The sequence below is a fragment of the Parashewanella curva genome, assembly GCF_003675895.1.
GTDB lineage: Bacteria > Pseudomonadota > Gammaproteobacteria > Enterobacterales > Shewanellaceae > Parashewanella > Parashewanella curva.
On record NZ_ML014791.1, the window covers coordinates 1 to 18,367 of the forward strand.

At 40.2% G+C, this 18,367-nt stretch carries 18 protein-coding genes and 1 rRNA gene; 8 read left to right on the top strand and 11 right to left on the bottom strand.

The genetic code is table 11. From position 1 onward, the window contains the following. Positions 1 to 361: 361 nt before the first annotated feature. Positions 362 to 477 (top strand): 5S ribosomal RNA (gene rrf / locus D5018_RS13445). 85 nt (positions 478 to 562) lie between these two features. Here rrf and D5018_RS13450 read toward each other — a convergent pair. From D5018_RS13450 to D5018_RS13460, 3 genes are all read right to left on the bottom strand, one after another. Next, a complete protein-coding gene (locus D5018_RS13450; protein ID WP_121839517.1) occupies positions 563 to 973 on the bottom strand; it encodes a hypothetical protein in 411 nt (136 codons plus the stop codon). Between the two features lie 886 nt (positions 974 to 1,859). Beyond that, the gene (locus D5018_RS13455; RefSeq protein ID WP_121839518.1) at positions 1,860 to 2,270 is read right to left on the bottom strand and encodes a hypothetical protein; all 411 of its coding nucleotides are present in this window, start codon (positions 2,268 to 2,270) and stop codon (positions 1,860 to 1,862) included. A gap of 79 nt (positions 2,271 to 2,349) precedes the next feature. After that, entirely contained in the window at positions 2,350 to 2,772 is a 423-nt protein-coding gene (locus tag D5018_RS13460; RefSeq protein WP_121839519.1) for a hypothetical protein, read from the bottom strand. Between the two features lie 223 nt (positions 2,773 to 2,995). Here D5018_RS13460 and D5018_RS13465 point away from each other — a divergent pair, with 223 nt between their 5' ends. The 4 genes from D5018_RS13465 (at position 2,996) to lipA (ending at position 5,963) form a co-directional block, all read left to right on the top strand. After that, on the top strand, positions 2,996 to 3,895 hold the full coding sequence (locus D5018_RS13465; RefSeq protein WP_121839520.1) for a proline iminopeptidase-family hydrolase: 900 nt from the start codon (positions 2,996 to 2,998) through the stop codon (positions 3,893 to 3,895). 165 nt (positions 3,896 to 4,060) lie between these two features. Further along, the gene (gene ybeD, locus D5018_RS13470) at positions 4,061 to 4,327 is read left to right on the top strand and encodes a DUF493 family protein YbeD (RefSeq protein WP_121839521.1); all 267 of its coding nucleotides are present in this window, start codon (positions 4,061 to 4,063) and stop codon (positions 4,325 to 4,327) included. Positions 4,328 to 4,345: 18 nt separating this feature from the next. Beyond that, positions 4,346 to 5,005, top strand: coding sequence for a lipoyl(octanoyl) transferase LipB (lipB, locus tag D5018_RS13475; RefSeq protein ID WP_121839522.1), 660 nt, complete (start codon positions 4,346 to 4,348; stop codon positions 5,003 to 5,005). Then, positions 4,998 to 5,963 carry a lipoyl synthase gene (lipA, locus tag D5018_RS13480; protein ID WP_121839523.1) on the top strand — a complete coding sequence of 322 codons (966 nt, stop codon included), beginning with the start codon at positions 4,998 to 5,000 and terminating at the stop codon, positions 5,961 to 5,963. Before lipB ends, lipA begins: the two co-directional genes overlap by 8 nt. 60 nt (positions 5,964 to 6,023) lie before the next feature. On the opposite strand, the gene rimI is transcribed toward lipA, so the two are convergent. Together rimI and D5018_RS13490 are read right to left on the bottom strand one after the other, a co-directional pair. Beyond that, positions 6,024 to 6,470, bottom strand: a complete 447-nt coding sequence (gene rimI / locus D5018_RS13485; RefSeq protein ID WP_341538265.1) for a ribosomal protein S18-alanine N-acetyltransferase — start codon at positions 6,468 to 6,470, stop codon at positions 6,024 to 6,026. A gap of 4 nt (positions 6,471 to 6,474) precedes the next feature. After that, positions 6,475 to 6,822: a DNA polymerase III subunit psi gene (locus tag D5018_RS13490; RefSeq protein ID WP_121839524.1), complete on the bottom strand. Its 348-nt coding sequence runs from the start codon at positions 6,820 to 6,822 to the stop codon at positions 6,475 to 6,477. 85 nt (positions 6,823 to 6,907) lie between these two features. Here D5018_RS13490 and D5018_RS13495 point away from each other — a divergent pair, with 85 nt between their 5' ends. Further along, positions 6,908 to 7,933, top strand: a complete 1,026-nt coding sequence (locus tag D5018_RS13495; protein WP_121839525.1) for a DUF2804 domain-containing protein — start codon at positions 6,908 to 6,910, stop codon at positions 7,931 to 7,933. Positions 7,934 to 7,973: 40 nt separating this feature from the next. On the opposite strand, the gene D5018_RS13500 is transcribed toward D5018_RS13495, so the two are convergent. The 4 genes from D5018_RS13500 to D5018_RS13515 all read right to left on the bottom strand — a co-directional run bounded on the left by D5018_RS13500 (position 7,974) and on the right by D5018_RS13515 (position 13,639). Beyond that, positions 7,974 to 9,020 (bottom strand): alkaline phosphatase D family protein, encoded by a 1,047-nt coding sequence (locus D5018_RS13500; RefSeq protein ID WP_121839526.1) that lies wholly within the window; start codon positions 9,018 to 9,020, stop codon positions 7,974 to 7,976. Beyond that, positions 9,017 to 10,135 (bottom strand): alkaline phosphatase family protein, encoded by a 1,119-nt coding sequence (locus D5018_RS13505; RefSeq protein ID WP_121839527.1) that lies wholly within the window; start codon positions 10,133 to 10,135, stop codon positions 9,017 to 9,019. Before D5018_RS13505 ends, D5018_RS13500 begins: the two co-directional genes overlap by 4 nt. A 67-nt stretch (positions 10,136 to 10,202) precedes the next feature. Then, a complete protein-coding gene (locus D5018_RS13510; protein WP_121839528.1) occupies positions 10,203 to 12,515 on the bottom strand; it encodes a TonB-dependent receptor in 2,313 nt (770 codons plus the stop codon). A gap of 227 nt (positions 12,516 to 12,742) precedes the next feature. Next, complete coding sequence (locus D5018_RS13515) at positions 12,743 to 13,639, bottom strand: LysR family transcriptional regulator (protein WP_121839529.1); 897 nt, start codon at positions 13,637 to 13,639, stop codon at positions 12,743 to 12,745. A 121-nt stretch (positions 13,640 to 13,760) separates the two neighbouring features. Here D5018_RS13515 and D5018_RS13520 point away from each other — a divergent pair, with 121 nt between their 5' ends. Next, complete coding sequence (locus D5018_RS13520; protein WP_121839553.1) at positions 13,761 to 14,309, top strand: NADPH-dependent FMN reductase; 549 nt, start codon at positions 13,761 to 13,763, stop codon at positions 14,307 to 14,309. Here the strand turns inward: D5018_RS13520 and D5018_RS13525 are convergent. Both D5018_RS13525 and D5018_RS13530 read right to left on the bottom strand, forming a co-directional pair. Beyond that, entirely contained in the window at positions 14,281 to 16,227 is a 1,947-nt protein-coding gene (locus D5018_RS13525) for a DUF2608 domain-containing protein (RefSeq protein WP_121839530.1), read from the bottom strand. The genes D5018_RS13520 and D5018_RS13525 overlap by 29 nt on opposite strands. 69 nt (positions 16,228 to 16,296) lie before the next feature. Next, complete coding sequence (locus tag D5018_RS13530) at positions 16,297 to 17,433, bottom strand: methyltransferase (protein ID WP_121839531.1); 1,137 nt, start codon at positions 17,431 to 17,433, stop codon at positions 16,297 to 16,299. Between the two features lie 262 nt (positions 17,434 to 17,695). On the opposite strand from D5018_RS13530, the gene D5018_RS13535 reads away from it, so the two are divergent. Continuing rightward, a complete protein-coding gene (locus D5018_RS13535; RefSeq protein ID WP_243637439.1) occupies positions 17,696 to 18,298 on the top strand; it encodes an alpha-ketoglutarate-dependent dioxygenase AlkB family protein in 603 nt (200 codons plus the stop codon). The last annotated feature ends 69 nt before the right edge of the window (positions 18,299 to 18,367 follow it).

An 18,367-nucleotide genomic window follows, 5' to 3' on the forward strand; every position in this document is an offset into this window, starting at 1 on the left:
ACTCGTGAGGCTTAACCATACAACCCTAATGGGTTTTACTGAAATTGTTCCAGACAATTTCTAGCACTTCCTCCATCCATGGAGGTCGTACAGTAACAAGCTGAACCTTAGTAAGAATATCAATCACTTAATGAAGTGAAGAACAAAATTAAAGCGTAAAGGCGCTGGATACCTGCCTACGCAGGTATGACGAGAGATTGGTTTTCCATATTATTAAAAGATTGGTTAAAGACGCAGGAAATTGTTTGGCTGACAAAGCCGTGACGAGCGAAGCGCGGAATGTACTTCAAGTACATGAGCACTAGAGCGAGGAAACAATGCCGTCAGACGGACAATTAACCAGTCCAATATACAGAATTTGTCTGGTGACAATAGAGCTGTGGCCCCACCTGAATCCATCCCGAACTCAGAAGTGAAACGCAGCCTCGCCGATGGTAGTGTGGGGTTTCCCCATGTGAGAGTAGGTCATTGCCAGACGCCAAATACGCAAATCCCCTTAGCTTAGGTTAAGGGGATTTTTGCGTTTTAGTGTTGTGCTCAAAGTCATGGAAAGATAAACAATCTATTTCCAAGGTTTACAATTCGTATAATTACAAATAATTCCTACCATGTCATACGCTGGCCCAGAATAAATCACTTTATTTTCTACGGCATTTGTTACCTTAATATCGAATGAATCTTTTTCATGGTAGAAAACAACAGGAAGTACATACTTTGGAGCAACGGTACTGATACGAACAATTTTTTTTATTGTGAAATTAAGATAAGCATTCTCATTTGTATTATATATCGGTATACAGGATTTAATGTTTGGATCTGCTGCCTGTTGGTTGTCGCAAAATTCTTGCCCTGAATTAAAATTTGCAAAGTTAGTTAACGGAACATTTGGATTGTGTTGTGCTTGTTCAGTTTGTGCATAGCAAAACGGTGTTATTGCCATTACTGAAATGAGAAATATTTGATGTAATTGCATTATTCTATCTCGTTCGATTTTATTAGTAACCTAACTCATTTAAGCTTAATGTCGAATTAACAAAATTAGGTTAAGTTTTTAGGGGCTTATACCATTTTGCATTCATATATGATCTATTGAGGAGTCACTCATCAAGGTGTTTTAATGATGTTTTCTCATATCCCCAGACTTTCTAATCAAACTTTCTAAATCTGAACAAGACGCCAGAATGCGCCTTCTTTACATTGCAATTGCTCGCTTTATGGAAACAAAATCGAGCCCTAGTCTTCAGACAACTTAAGGTTAGTCGTACAAGTGTGGAGTTGGTTCAGCAGTGCTGCAATGTATGAAGTCGATTCATTGAGTCTACAGAAAGGGTTAAAAGGCTATGCTCAAGAAGCTGGGCAAAGGTAACCAGTTTCTGATGCAAAATGGTATTACTTTTAAGAAAAAGTAAAACAAAAAATCTCAAATCCCCTAGCTGAGCTGGGGCAAAGGGGATTTTTGCGCTTTAGCTTTGACAATAAACATATCGAATATGGGGAGTATAGGAAGTGGTATGCGTTGTTTGCATGCACCATTCCCCATGTTAAGTAGGGCAAAAAGAAAGCGATCATCAAGCATGGCTTGATGCTTTTATGTAGCGCGGAAGGCTTGACCGAAGCTGACCATTGCCTGACGCCAATTAAAAACAAAAAGGCCACCCTAAGAAGGGGCCTTTTTTTAATTGGCCTAACGATCTACTCACACATGCAGCCCCGATGCCGCTTAGCGGTGAGAGCCTCCTAGCTTCGCAGAGCCGCTCGCGTACCAGATACACATAAAACGATGCTTTATAAACGTGTATCTTCCGCCCCCCATGCGAGATTGGTTTGAATAAGCGATTATTGTGTTTGAATTAATAATTCTATTTCCATGGCTTACAGCCAAACTCATTACAGATCAAACCTTCCATGTTGTTAATTGCTCCTGAATAAACAACATCACATTTTCCAGTGCAATTTAACGCGATTACGGTATTAAATGAGCTGTCTTTTGTTGTATCAATCGTTGCAGCCATTTCGCCTTGCTGGATAAGCATGAAGCTACCGTCGGGTAATTTAAATTTTAGGCCTACATGTTCGCTGGTGTTAAATACCGGAAAACAAGTCTTCATATTCTTATGAGTATCTATAGCACTCAAACAGTATGACTGACCATTAGTAAAGGCTGTAAAGTTGTTACCCATTAACTTTTCAGAATGTTGGTTTACAGGGTGTGCCTGACAAACACATGAGTTAAATATTGAGAATCCTAAAAGAAACCTTTTGGTTAGCATATTACTCTCCAGCTTAGATTTTATGAAAAATGACAATGGTAAATAAAGTGTTAACACTATCAGTGTTTATTCCATTTCGTTATTTTGGCCATGGGTGGCACTCGGTGTCATCACAGATCAATCCTTCCCAACTCTTTATTGGGCCTGTATAGATGACATTAGTTTTTTCTCGGCCGTCGAATAGTGTGATTGTGGTGTTAAAGGACTTATTGTCTGTTATGTTGAAGGCGGCGTAACTTGAATCCGATTGGACGATATCATCGCTACCATTAGGAAAGGTTAGAATCAGTGCATTTTTTTGACTTAAGTTTAGAATTGGAAAGCATGTTTTTACGTTAGGGTGATCTGCCGCAACGCTATCGCATACTTGTTGCCCATTACCGTAAGATGCAAAATTATTTTCTTGAAGTTTTGAAGGTAACTCACTGATTTTAAATGAATGGGCTTGCGCAATGCTTGAAAAAAATATTGCAGTAATCAAAATTAGTTTTTGGTTTGGCATTGTAATCTCCAACAGCAACATTTAGTGCTAAAAATGTTAATTATGTTGATTATATAACCACTATTGTGGGGGCTTTAATTAATCATTCTTAATCTCGATTATGGTGTGCAGTAACTTGCATTGCTTAACCTAGCCTGTACCAAACTTTTTTTCCTCTATCTAATTGGTTGTTTTGTACTATCTTTGGCCTATCAATTAATTCTTGAGAACTATAGAGATAGCTATGGCTGATACTGGACACTTCATTGATATCCAAACTTCCAAAGGAAAATTTAAAGTCTGGACTGAAAAGCATGGGGATAACCCGGATTGTAAAATTTTACTTTTACATGGCGGACCGGGTAGTAGTCATGACTATATGAAGTTATGTGAGCCTTATTTTTATAAAGCAGGGTATGAATTTTATTATTACGATCAATTGGGATCTTATCGAAGCGATAAACCTGACGATGATAGTTTATGGGAGTTGCCACGCTTTGTAGATGAGGTCGAACAAGTTCGTATTGCGTTAGGTTTAGATAAAAGTAACTTCATTTTAATGGGACAATCATGGGGTGGACTGCTGGCGATGGAATACGCTATTCATCATCAATCGGCGTTAAAAGGGCTTATTATTTCGAACATGATGTCCAGCACTCCTGCGTACGGCGAATACAGTAAAGTATTAGCTAAGCGGTCGATGTCTGAAGATATTAGACAAGAAATTGAACAATTGGATGCGGCGGAAGATTACGAAAACCCTCGCTTTATGGAGTTGCTGATCCCGCATTATTATGAAAAGCATGTATTACGAATACCATTCGATTCATGGCCTAAGTGTGTGATGGAGGCGTTTGATCGTATCAATCACACTATTTATATTCAGATGCAGGGCCCCAGTGAATTTGGCGTTAAAGGGAAATTAGCTAATTGGGATAGGAGCCAAGATCTCAAAAACATCCAAACTCCAACGTTAGTGATTGGTGGTGAACACGATACTATGGATCCCAAACATCTTGCTTGGATGGCAGAGCAAATGCCTAACGGTGTTCACAAAGAGTGTAAAGGTGGTAGCCACATTACTATGGGGGATGCACCTGAAAGTTACTTTAAAGCAATCGCAGATTTCCTTTTCAAACTCTAGTCATAGTGCAGCGTGATAGGTGAGCTAGATAGACAGCTATCACGCAGTAACTTTATTAAACTCAATTGAGCAAAATTCATTCCTAAAAGTTCAACACGGCATAGCTTGTTTTCTGTATAATCGCCACCATATCTGAGTAATGTACTATGGTATTGGTTATATTTTATGTTGAGTACCAAATTTGATGAATTAATGGAGTTTCCTTGCTCCTTTCCTTTTAAAGTTGTTGGTGATGCCAGTGATACGTTGGCGGGTCGTGTTGTATCAGTGGTTCAGCAGCATGCACCAGGTGATTATACTCCTACCACAAAAGCGTCCAGTAAAGGCACGTATCACTCAGTAACCATTCGCGTAAAAGTAACCAGCAAAGAGCATGTAGAGACCTTATACGTTGAACTGGCTAAAATAGATGGTGTAAAGCGCGTTTTATAACGTCTAGGAGAGTGACTCTTGCAAGATGCAAAGCTTCATATTCGATATTTAGGGCAGCAAGATTACGAGTCTGTATGGCATGCCATGCAAGAATATACCGATAATCGTGATGCACAAAGCCGTGATGAATTATGGGTGGTTGAGCACTCCCCTGTATTTACTCAGGGGCAAGCTGGTAAAAGTGAACATATTTTGTTTGCCGGCGATATTCCAGTAATCCAAGTCGACAGAGGTGGGCAGGTGACTTATCACGGCCCCGGTCAATTAGTGGTATATCCACTATTAGACATAAAACGACTTAAAATAGGTGTGCGCCAGCTTGTTACGACAATTGAGCAGAGTATCGTTGATATGCTTAAAGACTTTGGAGTTGAAGCATATCCAAAAGCAGATGCGCCGGGTGTGTATGTTAACGAAGCTAAAATTGCCTCCCTTGGGCTAAGGATCCGTAAAGGGTGTTCTTTCCATGGTTTGGCGCTAAACGTGAATATGGATATGGAGCCTTTTCATCGTATCAACCCTTGCGGTTATGCTGGGCTGAAAATGGTACAATGTCATGAGTTAGGCGGGCCTGAGTCGGTAGAGCAGGCCGCGGAATCATTAATCCCACACTTAGCTGAACTATTAGGTTATAAGCAGTTGGTTCAACATCAAGGATTAGCAAATACAAATGAATAGACCAGAAAGACTTCAACCGGGCGTGAAATTGCGTGATGCTGATAAAGTATCTCGTATTCCGGTTAAAATTGTACCCTCTGAGCGTGAAACCATGTTGCGTAAGCCTGATTGGTTGCGTGTTAAGTTACCATCATCGAATCAGCGCATTACCGAAATCAAAAATGCACTGAGAAGTAACGGATTGCATTCGGTATGTGAAGAAGCCTCTTGTCCAAACTTGTCTGAGTGTTTTAACCACGGTACGGCCACCTTTATGATTTTAGGTGCGATTTGTACACGCCGTTGTCCATTTTGTGATGTTGCCCATGGTCGACCATTAAAGCCTGATCCTGAAGAGCCAAAAAAACTGGCAAAAACCATTAAGGATATGAAGCTTAAGTATGTGGTGATCACTTCGGTAGACCGTGATGATCTTCGTGATGGTGGTGCGCAACACTTTGCTGATTGTATTCGTGAAATTCGCGCGTTGAACCCTGAGATTAAGATCGAAATCTTAGTGCCTGATTTCCGTGGTCGCACCGAGAAAGCGCTAGATATCATTTCGCAAAATCCGCCTGATGTGTTTAACCACAACTTAGAGACCGCGCCTGCGCATTATCGTAAAGCACGCCCAGGAGCGAATTATCAGTGGTCACTAAACTTGCTTAAGCAGTTTAAAGAGCGTCACCCTGATGTACCGACTAAGTCAGGTCTAATGATGGGGTTAGGTGAGTCAAACGAAGAAATTATGCAGGTGCTTCGTGACTTACGTGACCATAATGTTGAAATGCTGACACTAGGCCAGTATTTACAGCCGTCTAAATTCCATTTACCTGTTGTACGTTATGTACCGCCAGCGGAATTTGATGAGCTTAAAGAGTTTGCTGATAGCATTGGCTTTACTCATGCGGCTTGTGGCCCTATGGTACGTTCAAGTTATCATGCTGATTTACAGGCGATGGGTAAAGAGGTTAAGTAACTTCTATTTATCGGGTATCTCAAGAGGCTGCATTTTGCAGCCTTTATTATTTTACAGAGCTTAACTTAACGCTAGCTCCATCATGATCGCATCTTCTCTTCCTGAGTCTGTTGGGTAATACCCGTTGCGGCGATAAGTTTCATTAAACCCCAGTTTGTTGTATAAGGCGATAGCAGCGGTATTTGAGGCTCGCACTTCTAACATCATTATTGTTACGCCTCTTTGTTTCGCTTGTTCGAGCGCTTGTTGCAGTAACTGCTTGCCATAACCCTTGCCTTGGCATGAGGGAAAGACACAAATATCCATCAAGGTGGCTTCATCTATTACTTGATGAACAATCGCAAAGCCTTTTAGTTCGTCGCCTTCATACAGCCCAATATTATGATATAACCCACCAAAGCAGGATTGTATGGTGGGTAAAGACCAGGGATGTGCATGTGCTTGTTGCTCGATGTGATACAAAGCGTCGCTATCAGTAACCTCGAGTGATGAAATCGTAATGGTCAACGGCTTAGCCCTTTTTATTTAAATGGTCACAAATTTGTTGCCATAACTCTCGTTTGGCTTGACTTTGTTGCAGTAATTGCGACATGGGAGCCGACTCTATTAGAGCGGTATGGGGGCGCGTTTTTCTTTGGCGCATATCCCAAATCACTTGAGCCCCTTTGATTGCTTGCTCTGAAAAAGCAAACTCAATATCGGATAGTTCTAACAAGGCCAATATTTGGGCTACAAACTCTGGGCTAGGGGGAGTATCATCATCGTCATGCAAAATCAGATACGCAGCTTGAGACTGAGCGTTGGCTGCTGATTGCCATTGCTGAATATTCATGGCGTCAAGAAATGCGGATTTATCCATAATATGCACAGGTTAAGATTGATTTTGGCAGTATATCAAATCAAGCAACACATTGTGACAAAACCGTTTTACGAGGTGGAAGCTTATGCCTTGTCGTTTTTCTCAATTGGCTCCGGAACATTTAATCGATATTCACGGTAATCCGATTTATGGTCAATTCGACGGAATGGTCGAAGAGCTCAATATTCGTGACTTTCACTACTACAACAATATGGGTAGAGCGGTTAATCCGCTGAGTAAGTATCTTCATTTTAAGCAATTTCAGTTTGTTTCCGTTCACACTCCTCATTTTATTCTCAGTGCCGCAATGTCGGATATTCGCTATTGGGGGACGGGCTTTGTCTATCTTTATGATATTCATAGAAATACGTTAGTTGAGGCAAGCTGGTTAAAGTCGCCATTATTTGGCTATCACTTCTCACACTCACCAAAGCATGGTGAAAGTCATATTGGTACAGGGGCTAAGCAATTAGCAATAGCAATAAATGATGGTGTTTGGCAGTTAAAGCTGGAATGCTTAAAGCTCAAAGCAGATCTTGTTTTAACTCAGCCAAGTCTCAGTTTGCCGGTAGCTCTGTGCACTCCGACAGGCTATAACGGCTGGACTTACACTCAAAAACACAATGGTTTGAAACCAACAGGAAAACTGATAATTAATGGTGAGTCACAGCCACTTAGTCAAGCATTAGCCAGCTATGACTTCTCTGCGGGATTCATGCGGAGAGAGAGTAGTTGGCGTTGGGCTTCAATCAACACACGACTTAATGATGATGTCATTGGACTGAATTTAGCCGCGGGTGTTAATGAAACTGGCAGTACCGAAAATGTTCTCTGGGTTAATGGTGAAAAGCACTTGCTGCCTTCTATTCATTTTGATTTTGACCGTCATATTAAAAGAGAAAGTTGGCATTTAGTCTCGCAAAAAGGTGACATTAATCTCACTTTTACACCAAGAAGCCATCGCAGTGAAAAACGAAACTTGGGCTGGTTACAGTCTAATAGCAAACAATTTATTGGCGATTTTAATGGTCTGATAACGGATTCAAAAGGCCGAAAATACCATCTTAATAACGTACTGGGGATAACAGAAGACCATTTTTCTAAGTGGTAGAGAGGACAGTTCAATGGTCTATTGAGCTGTCCGTTAGCATTTAAAAGTTGAGTTTTGATAAAGCAAGTTGATGTTTCATTACTAGTTTTCCTTGCTCGTTTTTAAGGCCAAATTGAATGACTGGGTCTTTCATTTCCCAGTTGACTTCAATAAACCCATAATTGACTTTATTGGTGAAGTCTCCAACCCGATGTTTATTTGGGCTGACGTCTTTCCATTTTTCACTGAGACCTGAACTGGTGATTTCCCATATTGGATAACCATTGTCTTGGGGAAGCTTTGACATTTCTCCCCAGTGAGTGTCACCACTGATCAAAATGACACCATTGATTTTATGTTGTTTGATAAAATTCAATAGTCGGTTGCGGTCATAAGGAAAATTCGCCCAAGATTCCCATCCAGTGAATTCTGGTAACAGTTGTAGACTAGAAGCGATGATTTTTATTTTAGATGGTTTGAGTAACTCTTTTTCTAGCCATTGCCATTGCTTCTCCCCAAGCATTGATGCTTTGGGTGTAGGTGAAACTTTATAAGGCCCCATATTCTTAGGTAAGCGCTGAGTTGCATATTTAAACTTACTGACTTGATGTAAGGTATCCCTATTCCAGCGTAAATCAGGCATGATCACCTGAATTTTTTTATCTTCAGTACCATAAAAGTACGAGGTGTAGATTCCATCACGGTGATAACGGGGTGAATCTTTTGGCTCGTTAAAGAAATCCAGCATGACTTTGCGGGAAGCCTGCTTTTGTGGATATTCTTTACCTGCATCATTTTCGCCATAATCATGATCATCCCAAATCGCGATTATCTCTGATTGCGTTCTAAGGGTTGCAAAACCGGGGTTTTTACCAAGCTGTTGATATTTAGACGCTAATTCAAGCATATCTTCGGTATCACCATAAACATTATCGCCAAGCATGATGAATACATCGGGCTTATCGTGATTGATGGCATTAAAAATAGGCATGGGTTTGTATTCCTTCGCGCAGGAACCAAAATAAATTTTGCTAATGACTTCTTCGCTCCAGCTAGTAGAGTGGGTCAAACCCAACTCTAATATCAAAAATATTACGAGCTTTTTCATTTGATGATTTCCAGAATAGGTTTACCAGCTTTCGGGTTAAAAGCCTTAAATGATTCATTAAGCAAGGTTAGCGCAGTCGCGGCGATTTGGTTTTGCTTAAGCTCTTTAGCCGTAGGCATGTCGCCGATGGATTTGATGTCTGGGCCAATTGCTGCCATCCAAATATGCTCTGAGCCTACGATACCTTGTGGAAACTCTGGTTTGAGTTTTTTCATATAACCGGATAAGGAGGCTTTCGAGGCATGATGCATCCAATCTCTAGCAGCAGAACCTCTACCATGATCCGTAACAATCAATATGTTGGTGTTATTTTTATACTCTGGCAATGACTGAAGTTGTTGCCACAAGTCTTTGATAAAATTATCAGTACGACGAGTTGCAGAGATGTAATGATCATATCGGCCGTCATGGGCGAAATCATCGGTCTCACCATAAGATATCGCCATGACTTTAGGTTTGTGAGTTTTCAGGTGCTCTAATGCATAGTGATGGGTAAAAGCATCTAATCTAACCGTTGTCCACGGGCTAGGTATTTGTGTTTGCAGTTGATTCAGCAGTTTTAATTTAGCTGAAGTTCCCTTTTCTGAAGCAAATCCTGCATTAACATGAAGGCGGCTACGCTGAGTATTCAAAATATATGGAAAAACATCCCAACCACCAAATACAGCCACATTTTTATAATTTCGATGATTCTGTAGCCATTCCAAAAAGCTAATTTCAGGGTTGTTAACTTTGGCATTTGAGTTGAGTTTGGGATTGGTCACTCCCGTGAAAATTTCACTGTAGCCAGGGTAAGAAAAGTTCCAACGGTTGCTTACCGACATTACAGAGCCTTTGTTACGGTTACCAATAATGACACCTTGCTCAGCTATGGTTTGCCAAAGAAAAGGCATGAGTTTTTGTTTCGCTTTATTGGCGGGTAACGTTTCTAACTCCTTAATGAGTGGCGTTTTATTAGGTGTGTATTTGGTATTGTTTGCAATATCAGGCTGAATACCTTGAAAGACTTCTTGCCAGCGCAAACCGTCGATGGTGACTAAGATAAGTTTTCTGTCTTGAGCTGTGGCAGAAATGCTTAATGACAGTAATAGGATTAAGTAAGTGATTTTTTTCATAGTCTTTTACGCAAAAAAGCGGGAAGTAGGCTTAAGCCTGACAACCCGCGAGTCTAGGGAGATGGTCTTAGAATTTAAAATCTAAGGTTAATGCTGCTGTTTTAGGGGCACCGATAAAGTACTTTTTACCGGTGCCTTGACCTGTTGATAGGTAATCTTTATCAAACAGGTTATTAACGACAAAGTTTAGGTTCATAGATTTGATCCCCATACCTTCGAAGCCAAGCTTGTAGCCAACCCTTAGATCGGTAATGATGTAATCATCGGTCTTGGCTTGGTAGGCTTGACGAGGGCCTGTGTACTTATTTGATAGCCCTATTACTAAGTCGTCTACATAGTAGTTGGCCGCCAGTACCCACATGTTTTTGACTGAGTCGTATACTCTTTTTCCTTTGACAATCGCAATCTTTGGATCCGGAACGCTTTGAGTATATTCAGCATCATTGTAGGTATAAGAACCATAAAGTTTGAAGTTTTCATTAATATCGTAATTAACGCTTAACTCAAGCCCTTTAGAATCTACGCCACCGACATTGATGAAACTGCCATTGGTGCCAATGATGTAGTCAATTTCACCAGTATCGGCGTTAGGAGGTAGGAAAGTAATTCGGTTTTCGAACTTGATGGAGTAAGCCGTAGCCGAAAGGTTTAACTTGTCACCAAAATAGCGAACTCCTAAATCAATGTTGTCGGCTGTTTCTGGTTGAATGTCTTCAAGTGCTGAAGCATCACGCTCAAGAACCGTATCTTTGATTGCGGCAAAGTTTTGGCTATAGCTACCAAAGAGTTCAATTTCATCCGTAAGTTTGTAGACAACACCAGCACTAAACAGTACATCTGAATCACTCTCAATTTTGGCTTCGGTGTTTCCAGTAAAGTTATTTACTTTGTCCAAATCGACCAAATATTGGTTGATGCCAGCGTTAATTGTGAAATCACCATAGGTCATGGTGTCTTGTAAATACCACTTTAAGGTAGTGATGTTAAAGGTATTTGAGTATTGAATCCAATAAGGATCATGATCAAAGTGGTGATATACCTGAGCGTCTATCACTTTATGCCAGTCACGAGACTCGTCACGCTTTGTATCTTCGTACCATAAGCCAGCAAGTAGGTCGTGGTTATCTAATTGCCATTGAGTATTGGCAGTCAGACCCATGCGATCTTTTTTATAATGGGTATGACGGAAAGACATTACGGGTACAGCATCTTTTGGGTAACATCCAGGGGGCAGTGCAGGGCCTGAATTGCCAGGGAAAGTATAACTTGCTGTACAGCCTGTCGCTGGAGCTAAAGGTTTACCATCTTTATCAGCAAAGCCATATCGTTGAATATTGCCATTGCTGTCTAATATGGCGCGTTTATTTTTATCTGCAACGACAAGGTAAGGAGGGATCCAGTCGCCGCGGCCCTTGTTTTTGTGGTAGTAAGGAGTGACATTCAAACTTAAGCTGTCATTCACGTCATATTCAAACTTCAGGTAGGCAAAGGTGTTTTCGCGTAGGGTAGACCAGCCTTCTGCAAAGTTTTGATCAATATATGGTTTACCTGTCCAGTTCCAGGTCAGTCTATCCCAGTCTGGATCTTGCTTAAATTGCTCTAAGGTAACAGAAGCGTAGTTATCTTCGTGGACGTCATCATAAGAGATACGGCCAGTGATAGAAAGCTTGTCCCAGTCCGATACGATTTTAGCTTCAAAGTGCTGACCATTAGTGCCGCCATTTGAGCCTGAGCCTGACCAGCGTTTGGTGCTAGTATCAGCGTAGCTGACGTAAGCATAGGTATCATCAAAAATTTCACCAGTTTCGTGACGAACAAAGAAACGCTTAGCTTGAAAGTCGCCAGCAGTATACGCAATAGTGGTTTCACGTTCGATTTCAGGATTCTTAGAAATGAAATTTAATGTGCCACCAAGAGCATCCAAAGAAGCTGATGAAATATCGGCTGTACCTTGGCTGACGTTAACGGTGCTGAGGTTTTCGATACTGATGTAGCGATTGGCTTTTGAACCACCACCGTAATTTGAGCCACCGTTTGGTAAACCATCAATGGTCATACCGATTTGCTGCTCATTACCATTAATGGCGAAGCCACGCATAGTTATTGAGGTTGACCAGTCATCACCACCAAAGGCATCACCTTGGTTAATATTGATGCCAGGAAGCTCGTCAATAACATCTAACACACTTGAAATTGGCGCTTCTTTTTCAATCATGGTTTCGCTGGCTCCATTGTTAGCAAATGAAATACGTTTTCCAGCAACTGAAATACGCTCAATTGAAGCATCATCTTGTAATTCATCGGCAGTAACTGTTGAGACTGAACTTAATGCGGCCAAAATAGCCGTAGTGATGAAAGATTTTTTATACGTTGGTGACATGTTTTCTCGCCTAGTGGTTTTTGATTTCCGCAAAGTCTAGGCAGGAATTATTTCAGTGATATTGGATAAAAATTACACTTTAGCTAACTTGATATTACTAATAGTTGAACAAAAAATGACAGTTTATTAGCTAGATAGTTGATTAAGCTTTGGGCTTGCTTGATGGTCAAGGTTTACTAAAAACATAGCAAAAATGTATTTCAAAATTCAGGATACTGGCATTTTACCTACAACCTCTCAACCACAAAATCGATAAAGGCTCTAACCTTACTGGATAAGTGCTTTTTACTTGGGTACATAAAATAGACATCAATTGTTCTGTCTTCAAAGCCTTCTAATATACTGACCAACTTGCCTTGTTCAACTTGAGAGTCGAGTAGGAACGAAGGGATCCGAGCGATACCTTTTCCTGCTGTACACATCGCGACTAACATCTCTGAGTCGTTACTTTGAAAGCGGACATTAACCGGAATATTGTTCTCTTTTTCATTATTGGATTGATAGCCCCATACATTTGGATTTTTGGCATGAGAATAGCCTAGACAATGGTGCTTGGTGAGATCTTCAGGTTTTGTTGGTGTACCAAAGAGAGTTAAGTATTCTGGTGAGGCTAAGGTAAGTGCTTTGAACGAGAGCAGCTTGCGGCAGATCAAGCTTGAATCATCAATATCTCTGGTGGCGCGCATGACGAGATCAAACCCTTCGGTGATGATATCAACACGGCGATTTGATAACTCCATTTCTAATTTGACCTTGGGGTACTGTTCTAAAAACTCATCAATGATTTTTTGCATTTTTGACGATTGAAAATCTGCCATACAGCTGACCCTTAACAACCCTGAGGGCTCATGTTGCAAACCTTGTAATCGTTCTTGAACGTTAAGTGTATCTTGAATGAGTTGTAAGCAATGTTGATGAAATTGCTCTCCTTCTGGCGTTAAGCTGAGTTTACGGGTGGTTCGATTTAGTAGGCGAACCCCTAATCGTGACTCTAATTTATTTATCTCTTTGCTTATGTGAGAAGGAGAATGCCCTGTCACTTCTGATGCTTTAGTGAAGCTATTGCAAGAAACGACTTGTTCAAAAATCAACATGCCGTCAAGTAAATTCGCTTGGTATTTCATTGTTAGTCACCAAAAGTATTTCAACTCATATGGAAATAGTATTTCATTTTTTGATGTATTAATACTTATTGGTAAACAAACTATGCTGTAGATGTCTTAATAACATAGAGTGAAAATGAACATGAGAGTACTCGTATTTGCGGCAACGAATCACCGTCAATCTATAAATTTACAATTGGCTAAGTATGTAGCACAAAGAGTTAAAAATACTTCACAACAAATGATTGAAGTTGAGTTGCTAGACCTTAATGACTATGAAATGCCGATTTACAGCCAAGACAGAGAAGAGGCGTCAGGCATGCCACAACTTGCCCATGATTTTAGAGCTAAAATTTCAGAAACTGATGCCATTATAATTGGGTTTGCCGAACACAATGGTACTTATTCGGCCGCGTATAAAAATGTATTTGACTGGACATCAAGAATAGATCGCTCTGTATATCAAAATAAGCCTGCGTTGTTACTAGCAACTTCCCCAGGACCAAGTGGTGCAAGTACTGTTTTAAGTCAAGCGATAACTTCAGCACCCTATTTTGATATGAACGTTGCCGGAAGTTTTTCATTACCCAGTTATTTTGATAATTTTCAGGGCGCAGGTGAGCCTATAAAAGATGCAGTATTGGAGCAACAGCTGTTAGACGTTATTGATACTCTTGTGGCAAAAATCTAGGTCTGCGATATAAGGCTAGGAGTGCAGCAATTTTTGACATGTAATCGAACAAAGGCTGTTGCTCTTCAGCTGGCTGCTTTTCATCAAATTGCTTTAAGTATTGGTTTACACAAGTATTGAGTTCACCAAAATCATTTTGATCAATATCAGAATTACCTTGTTCTTCTTCTAGTGATTCTCGATATAGATCCATGACTATGTTCTCGATTTGTTGTACAGAGTTGAAGCGTCCATCAAATGCTTTAAAGGCTGCTTGGCTTTGTAATAGCAGGTTAAGATCCCTTGCTTCTATTTCAAGCAATTGACATTCAGCTTTCCATTGATTGTCGTTTGCTTCGTATTGGTGAGTCATAATTTCAGGTTTACTGATAGGTTTACCATCAAGAGAAACCTCAGTGTTATAAATTTTATACCTAGGGTTACCAAATAGATGAGAAATACCGCTATCATGTTCTAAAAATGCCAATAAGATATCCGCATATGTTGGATTTTCTGGGTAGTTAACATCATCACTCTCATCATCAGATGGAAGCTGCATTTTATATGTTTGTGATGTTTTGCGTATGTTACTAATTGGCGTTACCTGAGCAAACTTGCCGTATACTTCATAGTTATGCTCTGGGTTAATATCTGTAGTTGTTACAGGGGTAATGCCTAGGTAATCATTTCTGCGTTGAACAGCCTGCTCTAACTCCAATTTATCTTGAGGGAAAGTTTGATAGTAATGCTCCATATTGAAATCATTACCAACGAACTCTTTAGCTTGATATTTCCAATACTGTTGAGCGCGAGAAACATGTACCCCTTCGATGGCACCAGTGAAAACAAAAGGATAGTACTTCAACTCCTGTTCTTCAGTTACCTTTGATACAGCTTTAAGGTTATTTACGTCATCGTCCACAAATATAACCGCATCGAATGCATCTTGGCTTGCTAGGTATTCTCGTAAAACCTCACCTTTATCCATATAGGGTCGATCAGATCGCTTGCCGATAACTTGTACAAACCAGTCTGTTTCAATTCCTAGAGACTCTAACTTTTTAATAGCATCAGTTTCACCTGATTTGGTAATAATTATGATGTTGGCTGTTGGGTGTTGTTTTTGTAATCGAGTCAGTGTGGTTTTTATTTGCTCAGCACTTTGCCCTTCGATTAATTTGAAATCTCCTAAACGAACTTTGTCATAGCATGGGGTTGATAGGTTTAAAGTCATTAGCACCTCATCCATGTCAAAGATGATCAAAGGTCTTTCCGCCTCTATAGGTTGCTCAAGTAGTTGAGCGACATTAACAAGTTCTGGGTAAGCAACTTCTTGAGTTTTATTTTCAGCTGTCACTGCTTGAGTTGGTGCGACTGTATTAAATGCTAACTGTTCATGTATTTGTAATGAAGTCAGGCCAAGAGCTTCATCTTCTGTGCTACTTTGTTCAGTGCTACCTAGTGAATCTTCATCAGCAAGTTCTTGCCAGTCATTATTGAGACTAAGTAAACCTGCGTCCATGCCATCAAGTTCAGTATTGTTTGGGCTGCTAGTATGAGGAGATGGCCCTTGCTTATAGGTATCACTCGCTCCAGAGGTTATAAATGGCTTTAAGTGAGTTTCGGTATTTTTTGGCTTGATTTCGAACTCTGACAATCGATCTTTCAAGTTTTTTATTGCTGTTTCAAGTATCTTGCTACCTTTCTCTTGGTTATATCCCGTAAGTTGAACGGAACCATTGCTTTTTGTAACTTTGAACTCGATGATTTCTGTTTTTCCTGAAGCTTTCACTTCGAACTCTATGATGTGTTCACCGTGCGAAAGTTGAGATAAACGCTGTTCGAATGGTTTAGTTCCAGATGTAAGATAGATATGCTTTTCTAGTGAGTCGTAACGAGCAGAAATGTTTGCAGATGTAGACGATGCTGAAGAAGCCATAACAAGCACTCAATAACTTAACATACTGTTTAGATTAGCAAAGTGCTTGTTAATGTAGATTAATTGTTGTTAATTTTTAATGGCTTGTAATACGACAAATTTTCCGTTGGAACCCATTGTTTTACAGTTCCCAAATAATCGCTTCAGCTTTATGTGGTAGCCTAAGTGACGGTTACCCACTATGTGGAGAGTCCCGCCATCGGCGAGTTTTCGTTTTGCATCCAAAAACATTTGCCATGCAATATGGTCAGTAATGGCTTCGCCTTGATGAAATGGAGGATTACAAATGATCAAATCTGGTTTTATTTCATCGCTTAGATCAGTCAGGCAATCATCCCAATAGAAGTGTCCGTTTTCAGTATTCAATCCGTTTAACTGCCAGTTTTGTTGTGCAGATGCCACAGCCATCTCTGAATCATCTACAAAGTGAATATTGGCGTCAGGAAATACTTGGGCTGCTCGAAGCCCCAATACCCCATTACCACAACCTAAATCGATAATTTGCTTGTAATCGCCCTGAGGGAAAAACTGCAATAAAGCACGTGCTCCGATATCCAGTTTATTAGCGGCAAATACATTGCTGAAGTTGTTTAACTTGAGCTGGTATTCTGGAATTGACCATTGAGTGAGCTTAGGTTCGTCTCTGGTTGAACCATCAGAGATACAAGTGATCACTCTGCATTTTTTCCAAGCTAAACTGGCAGTGGCATCGCCCAGCTGTTGCTTAATAAGCTCTATCACTGATTTGTTGATGCTCTTAGCTTTTGCTGCAATGAGTACTTTGGTTCCTTGCTTTAGGGAACGTGAAAGTCGGCTCAGCTGGTGGGCGAAATAGTTCAGGTTTTTAGGCAGCTTCATTAACACTAAATCAATATCATCCGGCAAAGGTGAGCGGCTATTTATCCAATCAATCTTGTTATCACTTAGCTCGTTTACTTTAAGGTTTGATAGGGTGCCTAGCTGACTAGTTTTGTTATCGGTTTCAATAAGCAAAGGAAGTTCTGGGGCTTGTTGGGCTATAGCACAAGTAAGCGCACCAAAGCTGTCATTTATGATGGCAACCTTGTTAAAAACCTCATCAGCTTCAAAAAGCTGTTTAAGCATGTACTCATCTGCCGCATCCCAAGCCTGTAAGTTAGCATTGGCAAATTGTGGGTAACGATGAAGGGATAAAGATAATGTGCGATCTGTTAAAGCAAGGTGCATAACGAACTTCTGATTAATGAACAGAAAGCTATTATCTCAAAAAAACTAAATTAAACATAAAGTTCATAAAATTTTTATCATGCCATGACTATACTTATAACAAGTTTATAATGTAGGTGTATGATTTTTATGGGAAATAAGCAGGCTCAAGGTTGGACATTTCTTTTTAAGGCAATTTTGGTTATGGTCAGTTGGTATGTGTTTGGTGCTTTAATCATGGAATGGTTATAATTTTGCAACCGATTTATCATTTATTCAGCCTGTGCAGCAATCATTAGCATTTGAAACTGTTGAGCTTCCAGTCAAAATTATTCGACGTTATCTGACAGAAAAACAGCGGCAGTTATTATTAGATGAAGCTGAAAGTTACCCTTATTCTTCTCCTCAAATTGAAGTTTATGGAAAGCTACATCGCATCCCCCGTCGACAAGTTTGGTTGGCAGATAGAGGCTGTGATTATCGGTATTCCAAACAAATTATTACAGCATCTCCTTGGTTTCATTATGTGGCTTGGCTTAAAGAGCAGCTCAACTCTGAATTTGGACAAAGTTATAACGGAGTTTTGGTGAACCATTATGCCGATGGAACTGAACATATGGGCTGGCATAGTGATGATGAACCTGAAATTGTCTCCAATAGTGATATTGCATCGGTAAGTCTAGGGGATAGCCGAGATTTTGTGCTGAAGCACAAAACAACCCACCAGAAGCACCTCATTACTTTAGAGTGTGGTGACTTACTCATTATGCCAGCAGGTATGCAATCAGATTGGCTGCATGCGTTACCTAAACGACTGAAGTCAAAGCGCGCTAGATTTAATTTTACTTTTCGCCAAATCATTCCAAACTATCACAAAAAAATCTAATTAGGAGTGCCCTTTAAAAACTTGTGCTTCATCACACCGTTTTTCTCTGCTTTATGAGATAAGAATATA